At 65.2% G+C, this 18,520-nt stretch carries 13 protein-coding genes; 5 read left to right on the top strand and 8 right to left on the bottom strand.

Annotated features, from left to right (window positions below):
- Positions 1-26: 26 nt before the first annotated feature.
- The 3 genes from Q2M23_RS13715 to Q2M23_RS13725 all read right to left on the bottom strand — a co-directional run bounded on the left by Q2M23_RS13715 (position 27) and on the right by Q2M23_RS13725 (position 5,893).
- Complete coding sequence (locus tag Q2M23_RS13715; RefSeq protein ID WP_316395872.1) at positions 27-1,802, bottom strand: NAD(P)/FAD-dependent oxidoreductase; 1,776 nt, start codon at positions 1,800-1,802, stop codon at positions 27-29.
- Between the two features lie 75 nt (positions 1,803-1,877).
- A complete protein-coding gene (locus tag Q2M23_RS13720; RefSeq protein WP_316395873.1) occupies positions 1,878-5,348 on the bottom strand; it encodes an acyl-[ACP]--phospholipid O-acyltransferase in 3,471 nt (1,156 codons plus the stop codon).
- Positions 5,349-5,635: 287 nt separating this feature from the next.
- Entirely contained in the window at positions 5,636-5,893 is a 258-nt protein-coding gene (locus tag Q2M23_RS13725) for a hypothetical protein (protein WP_057015528.1), read from the bottom strand.
- A 52-nt stretch (positions 5,894-5,945) separates the two neighbouring features.
- On the opposite strand from Q2M23_RS13725, the gene Q2M23_RS13730 reads away from it, so the two are divergent.
- The gene (locus Q2M23_RS13730; protein ID WP_316395874.1) at positions 5,946-6,566 is read left to right on the top strand and encodes a TetR/AcrR family transcriptional regulator; all 621 of its coding nucleotides are present in this window, start codon (positions 5,946-5,948) and stop codon (positions 6,564-6,566) included.
- Between the two features lie 20 nt (positions 6,567-6,586).
- Here the strand turns inward: Q2M23_RS13730 and Q2M23_RS13735 are convergent, their stop codons facing one another.
- On the bottom strand, positions 6,587-7,585 hold the full coding sequence (locus Q2M23_RS13735) for a transcriptional regulator (RefSeq protein WP_316395875.1): 999 nt from the start codon (positions 7,583-7,585) through the stop codon (positions 6,587-6,589).
- Between the two features lie 150 nt (positions 7,586-7,735).
- Here Q2M23_RS13735 and Q2M23_RS13740 point away from each other — a divergent pair, with 150 nt between their 5' ends.
- Positions 7,736-8,902, top strand: a complete 1,167-nt coding sequence (locus Q2M23_RS13740) for an ABC transporter substrate-binding protein (protein ID WP_316395876.1) — start codon at positions 7,736-7,738, stop codon at positions 8,900-8,902.
- Between the two features lie 159 nt (positions 8,903-9,061).
- On the opposite strand, the gene Q2M23_RS13745 is transcribed toward Q2M23_RS13740, so the two are convergent.
- Positions 9,062-9,481, bottom strand: a complete 420-nt coding sequence (locus Q2M23_RS13745; protein WP_028343281.1) for a hypothetical protein — start codon at positions 9,479-9,481, stop codon at positions 9,062-9,064.
- Between the two features lie 220 nt (positions 9,482-9,701).
- On the opposite strand from Q2M23_RS13745, the gene Q2M23_RS13750 reads away from it, so the two are divergent.
- Together Q2M23_RS13750 and Q2M23_RS13755 are read left to right on the top strand one after the other, a co-directional pair.
- Complete coding sequence (locus Q2M23_RS13750) at positions 9,702-11,969, top strand: DUF2235 domain-containing protein (protein WP_316395877.1); 2,268 nt, start codon at positions 9,702-9,704, stop codon at positions 11,967-11,969.
- Between the two features lie 231 nt (positions 11,970-12,200).
- Complete coding sequence (locus Q2M23_RS13755) at positions 12,201-13,883, top strand: phospholipase D-like domain-containing protein (RefSeq protein ID WP_316395878.1); 1,683 nt, start codon at positions 12,201-12,203, stop codon at positions 13,881-13,883.
- Between the two features lie 66 nt (positions 13,884-13,949).
- Here Q2M23_RS13755 and Q2M23_RS13760 read toward each other — a convergent pair whose 3' ends face one another.
- Both Q2M23_RS13760 and Q2M23_RS13765 read right to left on the bottom strand, forming a co-directional pair.
- Positions 13,950-15,050 carry an LLM class flavin-dependent oxidoreductase gene (locus Q2M23_RS13760; protein WP_057015535.1) on the bottom strand — a complete coding sequence of 367 codons (1,101 nt, stop codon included), beginning with the start codon at positions 15,048-15,050 and terminating at the stop codon, positions 13,950-13,952.
- Positions 15,051-15,155: 105 nt separating this feature from the next.
- Entirely contained in the window at positions 15,156-15,794 is a 639-nt protein-coding gene (locus Q2M23_RS13765) for a TetR/AcrR family transcriptional regulator (protein WP_229190798.1), read from the bottom strand.
- A gap of 55 nt (positions 15,795-15,849) precedes the next feature.
- Between Q2M23_RS13765 and Q2M23_RS13770 the strand changes: the two genes are divergently transcribed.
- Positions 15,850-17,361 (top strand): FAD-dependent monooxygenase, encoded by a 1,512-nt coding sequence (locus Q2M23_RS13770; protein WP_316395879.1) that lies wholly within the window; start codon positions 15,850-15,852, stop codon positions 17,359-17,361.
- A 21-nt stretch (positions 17,362-17,382) separates the two neighbouring features.
- On the opposite strand, the gene Q2M23_RS13775 is transcribed toward Q2M23_RS13770, so the two are convergent.
- On the bottom strand, positions 17,383-18,495 hold the full coding sequence (locus Q2M23_RS13775; RefSeq protein ID WP_316395880.1) for an NADH:flavin oxidoreductase/NADH oxidase: 1,113 nt from the start codon (positions 18,493-18,495) through the stop codon (positions 17,383-17,385).
- Positions 18,496-18,520: the final 25 nt, after the last annotated feature.

An 18,520-nucleotide genomic window follows, 5' to 3' on the forward strand; every position in this document is an offset into this window, starting at 1 on the left:
GGAGTCCTTGTGCGAGTGCGTGGAGTTCAGGTGAGTTGCTTGGAAAGCGCGCCGGCCTCGATCGCTGCGATCTGCAGCGCGATGAAGCGGCTGTAGATGCGGGCCTGCGAGAACGCGCCGCCGGCGAACCAGAGGCCGGGCTGCGGCGTGCGCGTCCACATGTTGCGCAGCTCCTGGGTCGCCTCGTCGAAGCCCCAGACGCGGCCGACGCGGGCGGCGACGTCCTCGCCGAACAACCTGCCGACCAGATGGTCCGGGCCCTTGTAGCCGGTGGCGAGCACGAACAGCTCGGCGGCGAGCGACGTGCCGTCCTTCAGCGCAAGGCCGGCGGCGGTGATATCGGCGATGTCGGCGGCCTGGATCAGGCGGATCTTGCCGTCGGCGATCAATTCGGAGCAGCCGACATTGAAGTAATAGCCGCCGCCGCGGGAGCGGAACTTCAGCGGCCAGCCGGTGCCGTCCTCGCCGAACTCGAGCCGGAAGCCGGCGCGCTCCAGCCGCGACAGCAACGACGCATCGAGCCGCTTGACCTCGTCGGTGATGATCCTGTGCGCGATCTTCATCACCGGGAGCGGCACGCCGGAATTGAGGATGTCGCGCACCTCGATCGCCGGTCCGTCGCCGAGATAGGTCTTGTCGTAGAGCTGCGCGGGCTCGACATTGACTACCATGGTCGGGCTGCGCTGCACCATGGTGACGTCGGCACCGGCGGCGTGCAGCTCCTGGCAGATGTCATGCGCGCTGGTGCCGGTGCCAAACACGACGACCGAACGCCCCGCCCATTCGCGCCCGGCCGCGAAGGCGCTGGAGTGCAGCACCTTCCCCTCGAAATTCCCGATGCCGTCGATCCTGGGAATGTTCGGCGTGCCGCTGACGCTGGTCGCGAGCACGATGTGCTTCGGATGCAGCGTGCGCGGGCCGCTGGTCCCTTGCAGCGTCACGGTCCAGCGCTGCGTCGTATCGTCATAGCGCGCGCCCTCGAACGAGGTCTCGGTCCAGAAGTCGAGCTCCATGATGTCGACATAGCTCTCCAGCCAGTTCGCGATCTTGTCCTTCGGGATGTAGTCCGGAAAGCTCGGCGGGAACGGGAGGTAGCGAAACAGATTGACCGGCGTCTTGTTGTGCAGCTTGAGCCCGCGATAGCGCAGCCGCCAATTGTCGCCGATACGCCGCTCGCGATCGACGATCAGGGCATCGAGCCCGATCCGCTTGCACTCGACCGCGGCCGCGATACCGGCATGGCCGCCGCCGACAACAAGCACGTCGGGCTCGCGGTCGGCATAGGCGCGCGAGGCCTGCCGCTGCTCCAGCCAGTCGGGTGCGGCGAAATCGCGCGCGTGGGATTGCTCGGCGGCGCGATCGGTGCGCGCCTCGCAGATGCGGTTGAAGTCGAGCATCGTGGAGAACGTCCACGCCGCGGAATTTCCGCCCCTCTCATGCAGCAGGCGGACCGCGCCGCTGCCGGGACCATTGGACGTGTCGAAGGTGAAGACGGCCTCAATCACCTCGCGTCCGGCCACCACGACCCGCCGCGGTATCAAGGCACGGGCATCGAGACGAAATCCGCGCGCGCCGGCCGCTTCAGCGCGCGCAAGCAGTTCGGCAACGACGCGCTGCCGCCCGCTGAAGGTCGCAAATTGCCAGGAGATGCCGAAGATATTGCGCCAGTGGCTCTCCGGCGCAAGCAATGCGGATAGAGCCTCCATGGAGCGGCTCGCGAGCGCCGCATCCAGCGCGCCGATCCATTGCTCGGCGGCAAGTTCAGGCGCGTCCTCCGTAGCCGGGTTCAGTTTGTCCAGCATGATCGTGCTTTCTCGGGAGCAGTTGCCGTCTATCTGACAACATGGTCCCGAAAAGCACAACCATCATGCCAAGCCTCATGCAACGTGTTGCGCCAGCCGCGCCGGCTCGGCCTCGCCCTCATCGCCGGCGTGCTCGACCTGCGGCGCAGGCGCCGCGGCGAGTTCCGCTGCTATTTCCTTGGCCAATGCAGTGGCGCCGACATAGTCGGTCTTGCCGGTGCCGAGCAGCGGCACCTTGTCGATGACGCGGATATCGGCCGGCACCGCGAGCTCGGAGGCGCCGACGCTCTTGGCCTGGCGCTGCATCGCGGCGCGGTCGGCGTCCTTCTGCGTAGTGAGCAGCACGATGCGTTCGCCCTTGCGCTGATCGGGCAGCGTGACCGCAACCGACATCGCCTGCGGCCAGATCGCAGCCGCGATCGCCTCCACCGCCGACAGCGAGACCATCTCGCCGGCGATCTTGGCGAAGCGCTTGGCACGACCCTTGATCGCGATGAAGCCCTGCGCGTCGACCGTGACGATGTCGCCGGTGTCGTGCCAGCCCTCGGGCAGCGGCTCGAGCACGCCGGGATTCTCGGCGCGGAGATAGCCGAGCATGACGTTCGGGCCCTTCACCGACAGCCGGCCGCCTTCCTCGATGCCGGGGACCGGATCGAGACGGTACTGCATCAGCGGCGAGATCCGGCCGACGGTGCCCTGACGGTTGGCCATCGGCGTGTTCATCGCCAGCACCGGCGCGGTCTCGGTGACGCCGTAGCCCTCGAGGATGCGGATGCCGTAGCGCTCCATGTAGATCTGCCGCGTGCGCTCCTTCACCGCCTCCGCACCGGCGATGACGAGCCGCAGCGTGCGGAAGTCATAGGCATGCGCCGAGCGGGCATAGCCGGTGAGGAAGGTGTCGGTGCCGAACAGGATCGTCGCGCCGGTCTGGTAGATCAGCTCGGGCACGATGCGGTAATGCAGCGGCGACGGATACATGAAGATCGGGATGCCGCCGAGGATCGGCATCATCATGCCGCCGGTCAAACCGAACGAGTGGAACACCGGCAGCACGTTGAACACCTTGTCGTTGGCATTGGCATCGACCCGTGCCAGCGCCTGCGCCGCGTTGGCGAGGATGTTGCGATGGGACAGCACGACGCCCTTCGGTGTGCCTTCCGAGCCCGAGGTAAACAGGATGACCGCGGGATCGTTGGCCTTGCGGGCGACGCGCGGCGCGATGCCGGCGCGGAAGCCCGCGACCTTGTCGGCGAGGCCGATGCCGGCCCTGACATCCTCGAGATAGACGACGCGCGCCTGGCCGGCGAGCGCCGCGATCAGCTTGTCGAGCTTGCCCTTCTCGATGAAGGCCTGCGAGGTCAGCACGGTCTTCACCTGCGCCGCCTTCATCGCCGCCAGCACATTGACTGGACCTGCCGAGAAGTTGAGCATCGCCGGCACGCGGCCGATGGTCTGCAGCGCCATGAACACGACGGCAACGCCGGCCGAGTTCGGCAGCAGCACCCCGACATTCTCGCCGACCGCGGTGCCCTGCTCGAGCTTGCGGCTCAGCACCTGGGCGCCGAGGATCAGCTTGCGATAGGTCAGCTTGGTGCCGAGCGCGTCCTCGATGATCGGCTTGCCGGTATCGCGGTCGCGATAGGCGTGGCCGAGGCCCTCGAACAGCGTGTGGTCGAGCATCGCGTTCTGGACCATGGCGTTGATCATCACGTCCTGCAGCGCGGCACCGGCGGCATTGCGGCGCGCCTTGCCCTTCAGCGACTGGTCGACCGGCAGCTTCACCGGCGGCAGGATCGAGATCGTCACCTTGGGGAACCAGGAGCGCTTGATCTCGCCATTCTTGAGATAGCTGAGATGCGAACGCTGCGCGCCCTCGATGCGGACCGGGACGACGACCGCATCGGCCTTGTCGGCGATCATTGCGGTGCCGTCATAGACCTTCATCAACGAACCCGAGACCGTGATGCGCCCTTCCGGGAAGATCACCACCGGCTCGCCGGCGGCGACCAGCTTGATCAGGTCGCGCGCGGCCAGCGGCTTGGTCGGGTCCATCGTGTAATGCTTGATCATCTTCAGGAACGGCTTGGCCCACCACGCCTTGGAGATGCCGGTGTCGACCGCGAAGCTCGCATCGATCGGCAAGGTGGCGTGCAGCAGCGGGCCATCGACCAGGCTGACATGGTTGGGCGCGATCAGCATCCGCGTGCCCGATGGCGGCAGGTTCTCCATGCCACGCACCTCGACACGGAACAGCGCCCGGAACAGCAGCGCGCCGAAGTCGCGCACGCCCTCCTTGCCCCACTTGCTCAGCACGAACCAGACGGTGCCGAAGCTCGCGACGGCGAGGCCGAAGAAAATCCAGGCGATCGGCAGGCCGATATATTGCAGGGCGCCGACGAACACCGCGCCGGCGACCATGAAGCCGGCCTGCAAAATGTTGCCTGCGGCGATGATGCGGGCGCGCTCGGACGGCGCGGTCCAGGCCTGCACGGCAGCGAACGACGGCACCACGAACAGGCCGCCGCCGAAGGCGAACAGGAAGAAGTCGGCCAGCATGCGGAAGCCGCCGAACGAGGTCGCGAACGCAACCGCGGTGACATCCTTGCCGAGCGAGGTGGTGGCGATCGCCCAGGCGAGGTCGAGGCCGACCACGCCCATCACGATGGCGCCGATCGGCACCAGCGCGAGGTTCGGGCGGACATGGCTCAGCTGCGCGGCGAACAGCGAGCCGGCGGCGATGCCGATCGCGAACACGGCGAGGCACAGCGTGACCACGCCCTCGGTACCGCCGACGCCTTCCTTGATCAGCGCAGGCAGCAGCGACAGCACGATCGCACCGACCATCCAGAACCAGGACACGATCACCATGCCGTCCCACAGCCGCGGCTCGGCATAGAGCGACTTCAACAGGCGCACGGTCGAGGTCCAGGGATTTTTTGTGATCGGCAGATCGGGCGCCGACGGCTGCGTCACCGGGATGCGCGATGCAAACGCCCAGGACAGCACCGACAGGCCGACCACGGCGGCGCAGATCCAGCCCATGTGGCTGGCGCCGGCGACGAACATGCCACCCGCAATGGTGCCGATCAGGATCGCCATGAAGGTTGCGCCCTCGACCAGCGCGTTGCCGGTCGCGAGTTCAGACACCGACAGCTGGTCGGGCAGAACGGCATATTTCACCGGACCGAACAGCGCCGCGACGATGCCGAACAGCGCCAGCGCGATGAACAGCAGCGGGATCGAATGGGTGAAGAAGCCGGCGGCGGCAAAGGCCGCGGCGAAGATCTCGAAGAACTTCAGCCGGCGGGCGACGACGGATTTGATGTAGCGGTCGGCGAGCTCGCCGCCGAGCGCCGAGAGCACGAAGAACGGAGCGATGAACACCGCCCCCGCGAGCTGGACCAGCGCCGGCCCCTGCTCGTTGGCGACGCCATACAGCAGCATGATGACGAGCGCGTTCTTCAGCACGTTGTCGTTCAACGCCGAGCAAAACTGCGACCAGAACAGCGGCGCGAAGCGGCGGGACGTCATCAATTCCTTGATCATGACCGGTTCCTTGGGTTAGCGCGCACGGCGCTGGCAGGTCTGCGAATTCGGGTGGCGGAGAATGGTGAGCGTGGAGAAAATGACGGGGATGCCGCAGCCTTTAGTCTTTTCCGCAACTTATCGGTTCGAAGGCGCGCAAAATCGGGCGAACCGGGACGTCGCGACATTGCCCGCCAGAGATGTACGAGACCTTATCCAGACCTGGGGTTGATCGACGCCGGATAGGCTCGCAGGGGACATGGTGAGCGCTTTGTTGAGGTTTCGCCGACAATTGCGGGCCGCGTGCTTCAGGTCAGTTCACTCAAGCCGCCGAACGGTGACCATCGGCAGTTGCGCGGCTTGCAGCGGCCTCCGCTCGCAGCCGCCTGGCGCGGCGCGCGCCGATCCGCGCGCCGCTGCTCCAGGACGCCTGCGACGTCGCAGGCGCGGGCGATCCGCTCGATCGGCGCGGTCGCCAGCGTGAGGACGGCGCGGCCGAAGCCCTTCACGAGCTCGATCGCGTCATCGACAAGGGTGGCGGTCAATTGAAGTGCTAGGGTCTGCATCTGAGTGGCCTCCTATACCAATTTGAGCAACGCTCAAATTAGTAGTGCGAAAATGAACATTGTTCAAGAAGAATCGCGACGAGACCGAAAAAAACTTCAGCGGCGGGCTCTGCTGATCGAGATCGCGCGTCGGTCAATCGCCACTAAAGGCTTGAGATCACTCAAGGTTCGCGATGTCGCCGAGGCCGCCGGCTGCTCCATCGGCAGTGTCTATAATGAGTTCGGCGACTTCGACGGGTTGATCCTGACGGTGAACCGGGAGACCGTTCACGCCCTGACCACGCGGCTCAAGGCGGTCCCGGCCGACGATCCCCTGCGCCAGCTGCACGGACTTGCCGACGCCTATCTCGGCTTCGCCACCGAGCACGCCAATCTGCTGCGCTCGCTGTTCGAGCACCGGATGGAGGACGACCGGCCGTTTCCGAAAGACATCCTCACGATGGTGATGGACGCGTTCGCGCTGATGCATGCGCCGCTGCTCCGGCTGCTGTCCGATCGCGATCCCGACGATGTCGCGTTGCTGTCGCGGACGATGTTCTCCGCGGTCCACGGCATCATCTCGCTCGGCCTCGAAGAGCGCATGGTCGCGGTCCCGCCTGAGATGCTGCGCGAGCGCCTCGCGCAGTTCGTCGACACGCATCTGGCGGGGCTCGGTGTTTCGCGGCGCGCGTAATCACACCGGGTGCGCTTCGATCAGGTTTGACTGCGTGCAATGGGGCCCGGGTGGGCAAGGGTCCAGAGCGGTTCGAGGAACACGACACCGGTACCTCCCTCGCGGAAGACGAGCTTGAACTCGATCCGCCCATCCGCGGTGATGGAGGCGGAATGCAGTCCGGTATTGCCGTCATAGCGCAAGACGTCGTCGAGGACATATCCGGTGAAGCCACCGGAAAAGCCGGGCCCGGGTACACGGCTGTGCGGCATCGCCGGGCCGTTCACGAGATAGCCGGTCGCGACACCATCCCGATCGACATTGGTGACGATCATCATGAATTGGCGGTGCGAATTGATCCAACCCTCGGCGCTCACCCACACGCCGAGAAAGCGGCGGACATTGTCCGGTACGTCACTTGCCGGCGCGCGAACGCGATAGGCGGGAAGCGGCAGCTGCTTCTCGGCGGCCAGCGCGGTGATCCGCTCGACATCCTGCTCCGGCACGATGCCGTGATCCTGCGGCACAAGCCAGTGCGCCAATTCGGCCAGAGGATGCCACATCCCGTTGGCGATCGGCGGCGCGGATGCGAATGATGCGAAGGCGATCACCGACAGGCCGGCGATCAGCGACCATCGGGGAAGTGCGGCCAAGCGTGCCGCGATGCCGCGTGGAGCGGACGTTCGGCGCGAGACGTTCTGCGATCCATGATCGTGCGGCGGCGGCAGCGGCCTGGCATCGAGACGATAGCCGCGGCGAGACACCGTCTTGATGATGCGGTGGTCATCATCGCGCAGCTTCAGGCGCAGCTCGCGGATGCACTGGACGAGCGAGTCGTCGGAAACCGCGACGTTACCCCAGACCGCCTCGTGCAGATCCTGCTTGGATGCCAACCGCCCGGCATTGCTGGCGAGATAGCCGAGCACCGCGAATGATTTCGGCCTGAGATCGAGATCGACGCCATCCACGCGGGCTACGCCGCGGGCGAGATCAAGCTCAAAGGAATCAAATATCAAAACGGAATCAGTCGCCGGGTCCATAGAGGTCACTCCATGCCCACAGACGGCACCAAACGGGAAAATTTAGCAGCAAATTCGCCGTTCTGTCACTTCTTCATCAGGACTTCCCTGGCGCGAAGCCGATAGTCGCGAACCGGCCCGGCATCATTCCGGGCTCGCGGGAGGTTGGCCATGTCGAGCACCCGGTTTGCCATGTTGGTCGGGGCTGTTCTGTCGCTTGCGGCGGTGCGACCGGGACTCACCCAGGCGCAGGACGTCGTAAGGGTCGGGCTGGTGATGCCATTGACCGGCGTTCTGGGGCCGGTCGGCAAGCAGGGGGTCGCCGGGGCGCGGCTCTACATGGCGCAGCACGGCGACATGGTCGCCGGCCGCAAGGTCGAATTGATCGTCCGGGACGACGCCAGCGTGCCCGACAATGCCAAGCGCATTGCGCAGGAGCTGATCGTCAACGACGGGGTGGCGATCCTCGGCGGCGGGTTGACGCCGAGCGTGCTGGCGCTCGCGCCGCTGGCCAATGAGAGCAAGACGGCAACCGTCGTGATGGTATCGGGCACTTCGATCGTGACCGAACGGTCGCCTTACTTCGTGCGCACCAGCTGGACGCACGCGCAGCAGGCCAGCGTGCTGGCGGATTGGGCGGCGAGAAACGGATCGAAACGGGCCACCATCATCGCATCCGACTGGGCACCCGGGCGCGAAGCCGCCGGCGTATTTTCGGCGAGCTTCACCGCGGCAGGTGGAACGATCGTCGAAGCGCTGAAAGTGCCGCTGGCCAACCCCGATTTCGCGCCGTTCCTGCAGCGCGCGCGGGATGGCAATCCCGACACTCTGTTCATTTTTGTCCCGACAAGCCAGGCCGGTATCCTGGCCAAGCAGTTCGTGGAGCGCGGGCTCGACAAGAGCGGGATCAAGCTGATCGGCCCCGGCGACATCGCCGACGACGAGGACCTGCCGGGCATGAGCGATGCGATGATCGGCATGATCACGGCGGGGTTCTACTCCGCCGCGCATCCATCCGAGCTGAACCGCGACTATGTCGCGGCGTTTCGCAAGGCCAACGCGAATGTTCGACCGAACTTCATCAGCGTCAGCGCCTATGACGGCATGCATCTGATTTACGAGGCGCTGAAGGTGACCGGCGGCAAGACCAATGGCGATGCGTTGGTCGAAGCCATGAAGGGCATGGCCTGGGAAAGCCCGCGTGGCCCGATGTCGATCGACCCGAAGACGCGCGAAGTCGTCCACGACATCTACATTCGCAGGGTCGAGAAGGTCGGCGGCGAGCTCTACAGCGTCGAGCAGGAGACGTTCAAGGCGGTCAAGGTCGCGAACCGATGAGGGAGGCGCAGTAGCAGCTGATCCGGCTTGGCGTAGGCCTTTGCGGTGTCCCGGCGTAGCGGTGACGGCCGACACAGGACTTGCGTTCAGACCATCCCCCCTGCAACACGACCGATCCCGAGCCAGCAAACCAGCCTCGTCCAACGCCACTCCGACGCTTCACGCGCGCGCCCGCGCGATCGTGCCGCCGACGATCTGCATGGCAACGCCGAGCACCCAGCCCGCCATGATGGCCGCGGTCCAGCCGATGTCCGGCTCGCTGCGCAGCACGACGACGCCAACCGAGAAGAACGCAACCATTGTCGCGAGGAAGGTCCCGATCGCGCCGAGCAGCTCCGCCGCGTCGATCTTGCGCATCGAGGCCGTATCCTTCGGATGGAACAGCTTGGGGGGCGTATCGATGCCGAGATAGAAGCCGATCGCGCCGCCCAGCATCATGATGAGCAGGAACGCCTGCGAGGTCAGCGCCGAGACGCTCGAGCCGACATGGATGGCGACAAACAGACCGCTTGCAGCTCCCGCCAAAGCAAGGCCGAAGCGCTCTAGGACATGGGCAAATTTTCTGACGTGGCTGCGCATGGCTGTGCCTCATCAATGAATTGCGCCGTTATCAGGCTAGGCCTTTTCGCAGCAGCGCGAAAGCGGTCACCTCTCACATGGCCGCGACCACGTGACGCTTTGTGCGCCAGTTCACACCTATCGCGGCATGGAATGTTTAAAGAACGATCAAAGGTAGCAATCGATCCGGTCCCTGCTACGCTGCGCCATCCGCTTCATTCGTTTCAGCGAGTATCCTTTAATGCCGAGTCCGAAGATCATTATTCTGTCCGACGGCACCGGCAACGCCGCTTCCAGCGTCTGGCGCACCAATGTCTGGCGGATATTTCAGTCGCTGGATTTGCAGGGCAATACGCAGGCCGCCAAGTATGATGACGGCGTCGGCACGTCGAAATTCATTCCGCTGGCCATCCTCGGCGGCGCCTTCGGCTACGGCCTCAAGCGCAACATCCTCGACGCCTACAAGTTCATCTGCCGGAACTACGACCACGAGAACGATTCGAAGGTCTACCTGTTCGGATTCAGCCGCGGCGCGTTCACCGTGCGCACGCTCGCCGCACTCATCCTCGATCAGGGCCTGATCGTCGCGGACACCGAATCCGAGCTGCACGACGGCGCGGTGAAGGCCTATCGCGCATACCGGGCCGAGGGCTACCACTCGATCTGGCGCATCGAGGTGCTGTTCCGCGCGCTGCGTGACTATGTTCTTGTGCCGCTGTGGGATCGCCTTCGAGGCAACAAGCCGTATGCAAGGATCGCGCGGAAGCCGGTGCCGGCGATCGAGTTCATCGGCATCTGGGACACCGTCGCGGCCTATGGCCTGCCGATCGACGAGATGACGCGCGGCATCTCCAACTGGGTGTGGCCGCTCGAACTACCGAACCGGATTCTAAGCCCGAAGGTCAAGTGCGCGCGACACGCGCTGGCGCTCGACGACGAGCGCACGACCTTTCATCCGGTGCTCTGGACCGAGCAAGAGCCGGGGCAGCCCGCACCGGCCGTGCCGACCAGCATCGATGGCGAGCGCCTCGTCCAGGTCTGGTTCGTCGGCATGCACGCCAATGTCGGCGGCGGCTATCCGGACGACGCTGTCGCATTCGTGCCGCTGGCCTGGCTGGTCGACGAAGCCGTCAAGCGCGGCCTCGCATTCAAGAGCGCACCGATCGCCGACCCTGACGCGATCAAGTCAATCAAGTCCTCCGAGGACAAGGATGGCCGCCTCTACGATTCCCGGGCCGGCCTCGGCGCGTACTACCGGTACGGTCCGCGCAAGGTCGCCGACCTCTGCAACGATCCCTATGCCGGCGTCAGCGTGCCGATGCCGAAGATCCACGAGAGCGTGTTCGAGCGGATCGACAGCGGCGCCAATGCCTATGCCCCGATCGGACTTCCGCCGAACTACGTGGTCGTGTCGCGCAGCGGCCAGGTCACTCCGCTCGGCGCCAATACGTTTGAGACGCCCGCGGGCGCACCGGCGCGCTATGCCGCACAGGAGAAGCTGTGGAACTACGTCTGGATGCGGCGGATCGCCTACTTCGCCACGCTGGCGGCGTCGCTGCATCTGGCCGCGTTCTGGCTGTTCCATAACCAGCACAAGGAGCACGAATTCAGCTCACCTGTCAGGATGATCTCGGAGCTGGTGCGCTTCGTTCAATCGTTCCTGCCCGATTCCTTTCATTGGTGGACCGATTGGTACGCCGGCAATCCGGAATGGTTCGCCGGCGGCATCCTTGCTGTCATCGTGCTGATGGGTGCCGGCAGTTCGCTCAGCGCGACGATCAGCGACAGGATGCGGATCATCTGGCGTGACCGCGCGAAGCCGACGCCACTCTCCGGGTTCATGCACGATGCGATCTATCGATTCCGTACCAGCGCGGTCTATCAGTGGATTCTCAATGTCGGAAAGCGGCATGTCGTCCCTTTCCTGCTCACGGCCCTGCTGGTCTGGTTCAGCGTGACGCTGGTCAGCCACTTCCTGTTCAATCTCGCCGATTCGACGGGGGCATTCTGCAAGGGCACTGCAACGGACAAGCTTGTCGCCGTCGACAAGGGCATCCCGCAGGATGCCGCCGACTTCGACACCGGCGCCATCTGTGCGCCGACCGGCCTCAAGGTCCGCACCGGGTTCAAATACGAGATCGCGATCACGATGTCGGAGCCATGGGAGGACGCCGGCCGCGCGGTGACGCCGATCGGATACCGGACCTCGACCATCGAAGGCACAAAGCAGTTGCGCGGCTATTTCGCGATCTTCCTGCGGCGGATCCTGTTCCGGCCATGGTTCAGGCTGATCGCACGGGTCGGAGAGACCGGCGTCGACGAGTATTTTCTCGACCCCCTGCCGGTGTCGAACACCGACCCGCAGGTCTACAAGGCGCGTTTCACCGCCGATCGCAGCGGCGAGATCTTCCTCTACGTCAACCAGGCCGTCATCAGCCTGCCCTGGGTCTGCGGATGGTTCTACGGCGACCATAAGGGCAAGGCGAAGGTCACGGTGCGGTTGCTGTAGGAAGCCGCGATCGGGCCCACAGCATCGCGGCCCAACGGGTGCGCACGACGTGACCGATCTGTGATCCTGCCGACAGACCAGGTTGTAGATTGTCTGGCATACTCTCCTTGCTAGATCAGCTGCCCCGACGCCCGGAACGATCCGACGCGACTTCAGGGATCGCCGGGCGACGTTGACGCGCCAGGTTCATGTCGACCGGATATTTCTCAGCCGCGATTTGGAGGCATCACCATGATTTCCACAATTCAGGCGTTCCCGACCACCGACGGCATCTTCGTGGTCTGGGAGGTCGCGGCAATGATCCCGGACTGCCTCGGCTTTGCGCTGTATCGTCAGCAGCAGGGCAAAAGTGCAACCGTGGTCGACACCTGGGTCGGGTTCGAGGACCAGGCGCAGGATCACAAGCCGGGCGAACATCGGCCGAGCACCGAATGGCCGGTGCAGAAGACCAACTGGACCGATTTCCTGGCGCCAACCGACGCGCCGGTCCGCTATGGCGTCGTTCCGGTTCTCAAGGACGGCGCCACCAAGGTGAAGCCCGCCTACAGTGCGCCAGCGACATGGACCGAATACGTCTCCGCAATGCCGTCGGGCCCGCTCAAGCCATGGTTCAACCGCGGCACGATCTCGGCGCAATGGCTGTCGCGCGCGATCGGCAAGGACAAAAAGCCGGCGCAAACCCTGGAGAAGGCGATCTCGACCAAGGGCAACAAGATCCGTGACTTCCTCAAGGGCCAGCTCGGCGCCCGCCTGCTGGCGCTGTTGGCTGAAGCCAAGAAGAGTAAGCGCGACGTCTATCTCGCGCTCTACGAGCTCAACGACCCTGAGCTGATCGCCGCGCTGACCGCGATGAAGGGCAAGGCGCACGTCGTGCTCGGCAACAGCACAGGCAAGTCCGACGCCACCGCCAAGGACACCGAAAAGAACGCCGGCGTGCTGAAGAAGGCCGGCGTCGACATCGTTCGCCGCAAGATCGCGCCGAGCCGTTACGCCCACAACAAGTTCGCGGTGTTCTGCGACGGCGCGCAGAAGCCGAAGGTGGTCTGGACCGGCAGCACCAACTGGACCCGGACCGGACTGTGCACCCAGAACAACAACGGGCTCGAGATCACCGACGACAAGGTCGCGGCGGCCTATCATGACCATTGGAAAGCGATCTACGCCGACGGCAGCAAGTCGCCGAAGGCGCTGGCCGTGGCCGGCGATCACGAATGGCCCTTCACCATCGGCAAGTCGAAGCTCAGCGTCTGGTTCACGCCCACCACCAGGAGCGGCGACCTCAAGGAAGCCACCAAGATGATCGAGGACACCGTGCATGGCGCGGTGTGCCTGATGCTCAATCCCGGCAACAAGGGCCTGCTCGGCCCGATCCTGGAGAAGGCGCAGGACAAGAAGCTTTATGTGCGCGGGGTGCTCAACAATTTCCCGGCGCAGGGCAAGGACAGCCCGAAGGATCAGCTGCAGCTCCTGGCCGGCGACGGACAGCAGCAGGTCTTCAAGGGCAAGCAGATCGCCGACGTGATCCGGCCCGCCGGCATCGACAAGACCGCGGACTGGTGGGAGCACGAGATCAAGAACACCGGCAAATTCATGATCGCCGTGCACAGCAAGGTGATCGTGCTGGATCCGGCCGGCAAGAACGCGGTGGTCATGACCGGCTCGCACAATTTCTCCGACCGCGCCAGCACCAAGAACGACGACAACCTCGTCATCATCAGGGGCGATTCGCAGCTGGCGCTGACCTATGCCGCGCGCATCGTCAGCATCTACGGCCAGTATCGCTGGCAGGCCTGGCGCAACACGCCAGAGGGCCAGAAGGACAAGGGTCTGAAGCGCAGCGACACCTGGCTGAGCAACCGCATCGGCAAGGGCTGGGCGGAAACCGAAACGCGGTTCTGGCTCGGCACCACCTGACGCCGGCGATCCGTCGTGAACACGGGGCAGCGTTACCGCTGCCCCTTGTTATCCTCTCCGCCAAACCTACGCCGCGCGGCCGACCGAGGCGTCGAGATGCTTCAGCCGCGGCAGCACCTCCTGCTTCAGGAGCCGCAGCGAATTGTGCCAGGCTTCCGGCTTGTGCTTGTAGTCGAAGCCGAACACCAGGAGCACGCCGAAACCGCCGACCTCCTGGTAGATCTGCTCGATCTTCTCGGTGACCGTCGCGGGCGAGCCGACGATCCAGTTGTTGCGCGCGCAATATTCGACCGTGACGTCGCTGTCCGGCACGTCGGGCGAGGCCTTCAGGTAATCCTTGAAACCAAAGTGGCCGAGCAGCGGCAGGAAGTACTCGCCCATCATTCGGCCCATCATGTCGCCGGTCGACAGCTTCCATGCTTCTTCATCGGTGTCGGCGACGAATACCTCGCGCACCATTCGCCAATCCTTGCGGCTCGGCGTGCGGCCGGTCTTGGCCGCGCCGGCTTCGACCGAATCCCAGTGGCTGCCGACATAGGCAGGGTTGAGGTTGAGGCTCATCGGAATGAAGCCGCGCTCGCCGGCGAGCTTCAGCGTATCCGAATTCTTGGAGAGCCCCGCGACGCCGATCGGCGGATGCGGCGCTTGCTGAGGCTTGATGTGCGGCTTGAGGAAGTCGAACATCGTGTCCGGCTTGGTCACGGTCCAGAACTTACCCTTGTGGGTCCAGGGAGCCGGCTCGGTCCACATCTTCAAAATGATCTCGAGCGCCTCGCGGGTCATGTCGCGGTTCTGTCCCGACATGCCGTCGACATTGAACATCGCCCAGTCGCTCGGCAGCCCGGAGGCCGCGACGCCGAAATTGAGCCGCCCGTTCGAGAGGTGATCGAGCATCGCGACGCGGTTGGCGAGCTCGGCCGGGTGATGATACGGCAGCAGGAAGCCGCCGGGCCCGATGCGGATGTTCTTGGTCTGCAGCAACGCCTGCGCGATCAACAGATCAGGCGACGGATGCGGCTCCCAGGGTGCGGTGTGGTGCTCGCCGATCCAGGCTTCCTGATAGCCGAGCTCGTCGAGCCAGCGCAGCACCTGCAGGTCCCAGTCGTGGCCCTCCTTCAATCCGCACTCCGGCGGATGCGACGGCATCGCGAAGTATCCGAGTTCCATGGGTTTCCTCTCTTTGTTCGATGCGTGTCTTCCGCACGCGCTTCGAGAGTAGCTGCCCCGGCTACGGCAGAACAATGGCCTTGTCGCATCCGGCTCGGCCGGGATTCATGCGTAGGGCGTATCCTTCAGCATGATCGCGATACCGGAAAAGCTTCGCTCCATGATCCGCAGGAAGGTCTCGCGTGACGTCGCAGCCGACCTGCGGGCCTTGTGCTCGCGAAGCCCTTCCGCATAGGCGACGGTCAGCGCCGTGACCACCATCGACGCGGCGAGCCGGGCATCGGCATCGGCGAGCGGGCGCTTGATGGCTGCCGCCAGCACGCTCGCGAGATCATCGATCAGTTCGTCACGCATCTCGCGCGCCCGCGCCGAGAGCGCCGGGCTCTCGGCGACGGTGCGCCAGAATTTCGCCGTTGCGTCGGTGAATTTCGCGAACGGATGCACGCGATCCGCCAGGCTGTGCACCAGCTTGCGGAGCGTCGCGATCGGCGCCTCGCCGGCCGGACGCTCGGCAAAGGCAGTCCGCAGCAACTGACGGCTTTCCTCTTCACGGTCGAAGAACAGGTCTTCCTTGCGTGGAAAGTAATTGAACACCGTCATCCGGGAGACCTCGGCTGCCTCGGCGACTTCGGCCACCGAAACATTGTCGAAGCCGCGTTCCAGGAACAGCTCGGTGGCGACATCCGAGATCGCCTGGCGCGTCGCCTCCTTCTTCCGCTCCCGCAACCCGCCCTGATTTGACATGTGGGAATTTGTACCATAATAAATATTATACTGAGTATAATTTTATGGTGACGGCGTGACGCGTGAACGAACCGATGTGGTTGTGGTCGGTGCCGGGCCGACCGGACTGCTGCTGGCGATCGAACTGACCCTGGGCGGCGCCGACGTGATCGTGATCGAGCGGCTGACCGAGCCCGACCAGACCATCAAGGCCGGCGCGATCGGCGCGCTGGCAGGCGAGGCACTGGAGCGCCGCGGCCTCGGCGACGCGATGAATGCGGTCGAACGCAGCATGGCGGACAGCATGTCCAGGCTCATGAAGGGCGCGGGCGATGCGAGCGAACTGCCGTTCAAGAAATTCGGCGGTCACTTCTCGGGCATTTTCCTGATCGACCAGACGCGTCAGCGCGAGCCGGACCGGCGGTTGCGCGGGGTGAACCAGCAAGCCCTGGAAACGATGCTCGCCGGGCGCGCCCACGCGCTCGGCATCGAGATCAGGCGCGGCTGCGAATTGATCGATTTCGAGGATAGCGGCGACGGCGTCGTGGCGCGGACCAGGGACGCGTCCGGCGATGCCACGCTGCACGCGGCCTATCTCGTCGGCTGCGACGGCGGACGCAGCGCCGTGCGCAAGCGCGCAGGCTTCGCATTCCCCGGCACCGAACCGACCCTCACCGGACACCAGGCCATCGTCGATCTCGATCATCCGGATCGACTTCTGCCGGTCGGCTGGCGGCGAACGCCGGTCGGCATGATGGCCTATGGACCGATTCCCGGCCGGGTGTTCCTGGCCGAGTTCGATGGACCGCCGGCCGATCGCAGCGCGCCGGTGACGCGCGAGGAGGTCGAGACCACGCTGCGCCGGATCAGCGGCGTCGACGTTCGCGTCACCGCCGTCAAGACCGCGACGCGCTTCACCGACAATGCGCGGCAGGCCGACAGCTATCGCAGGGGCCGTGTCCTTTTGGCGGGCGATGCGGCGCATGTACACTCGCCCTTCGGCGGGCAGGGCCTCAATCTCGGCCTGCTCGATGCGGTCAATCTCGGCTGGAAGCTTGCGGCGGTCGTGTGCGATCGCATGCCCGAAAGCCTGCTCGACAGCTACACGGAAGAGCGGCATCCGATCGCGGCAAAAGTGCTCGCCAACACCCGCGCCCAAGTCGCCTTGATGCGGCCTGACGTCATGACTGATGCCCTGCGCGAGATCGTCGCTGATCTGATGAGCCTCGACGAGGGCACCCGCTATTTCGGCGAAATGATCAGCGGCATCAGGATCCGTTACGATCTCGGCAGCGACCATCCATCGGTCGGCCGGCTCTCCGGCAATTTTGCTCTCGGCGACGACGGCGCGGAAACAACCCTGTTCGATCGGATGGAGGACGGCAGGGCCGTGCTGGTCGATGCGACTGATGGAGCCGCGTCAGCGATCGCGGCACGCTGGGATATCTTCGTGCGATGCGTGCCGCGACGTAGCGGCGCTTCGCTGCTGATCCGCCCGGATGCCTGCATCGCCTGGGCGGCCGACGACGCCGACACGACGGGCCTCGACGCCGCGCTGACGCGCTGGTTCGGGCCCGCCATGCCGTGACCTCGCAAGCGAGGTGCGCTGTCAGCGCGTCCCGAACGTGGTCTTGCCGAACAGCGCCTTCTGCGTCGAGGGCTGCGAGCGCCAGTATTGCGGCGGTGCGCTCACCTCGCCGCCGAGCTCGGCGGCAGCGTGCCAGCCCCAGCGCGGGTCGTAGAGCATGCCGCGGGCGAGCGCGACCATATCGGCCTTGCCGGACGAGACGATCTCCTCCGCCTGCTTCGCTTCCGTGATCAGGCCGACCGCCATCGTGGTAACGCCGGTCGCCTCCTTGACCGCCAGCGCCGCCGGCACCTGGTAGCCCGGCCCGAGCGCAATCTTCTGCAACGGCGAGACGCCGCCGGAGGAGACATCCATCCAGTCGACGCCGCGCTTCTTCAGCTCCCTGGCAAACTCGATGGTCTGCGCAAGGTCCCAGGCGCCCTCGACCCAGTCGGTCGCCGACACTCGCATGCCGATCGGCTTGTGATCCGGGAATACGGCGCGCACGGCGTCGAACACTTCCAGCGGGAAGCGCATGCGGTTTTCGAGCGAGCCGCCATAGCGGTCGGTCCGCTTGTTGGCGATCGGCGACAGGAACTGGTGCAGCAGATAGCCGTGCGCGCCGTGCAGCTCGAGCGCATCGATGCCGAGCCGGTCGGCGCGCTTCGCCGACGCGACAAAGGCCTCGCGGATGCGCGTCAGGCCGGCGTCGTCGAGCGCCACCGGCGCGGCCTCGCCTTCCTTGTGCGGGACGTCAGATGGTCCGACCGTCTGCCAGCCGCCTTCGGCAATCGGGATCAACTGCCCGCCCTCCCAGGGGCGCTGGCTCGACGCCTTGCGGCCGGCATGGGCGAGTTGCATGGCGACCGCCGCTTTCGAATGCTTGCGCACCGAGGCCAGGATCGGCTTCAGCGCCGCCTCGTTGGCGTCATTGTAAAGACCGAGGCAGCCGGGCGTGATCCGCCCGATATCCTCGACATGGGTGGCCTCGATGCAGAACATCGCCGCGCCCGACAGGGCCAGCATGTTGATGTGGGTGAAGTGCCAGTCGTTGGCGGAGCCGTCGATGGCCGAATACTGGCACATCGGCGAGACCATGATGCGATTGGAGAGTCTCAGGTCGCGCAGTTCGATCGGGGAGAACAGGGTGCTCATGCGGCGGATATCCGGGATCGGGGAG

This window comes from Bradyrhizobium sp. 33ap4, assembly GCF_032654765.1.
GTDB classification, from domain to species: Bacteria; Pseudomonadota; Alphaproteobacteria; order Rhizobiales; family Xanthobacteraceae; genus Bradyrhizobium; species Bradyrhizobium australafricanum.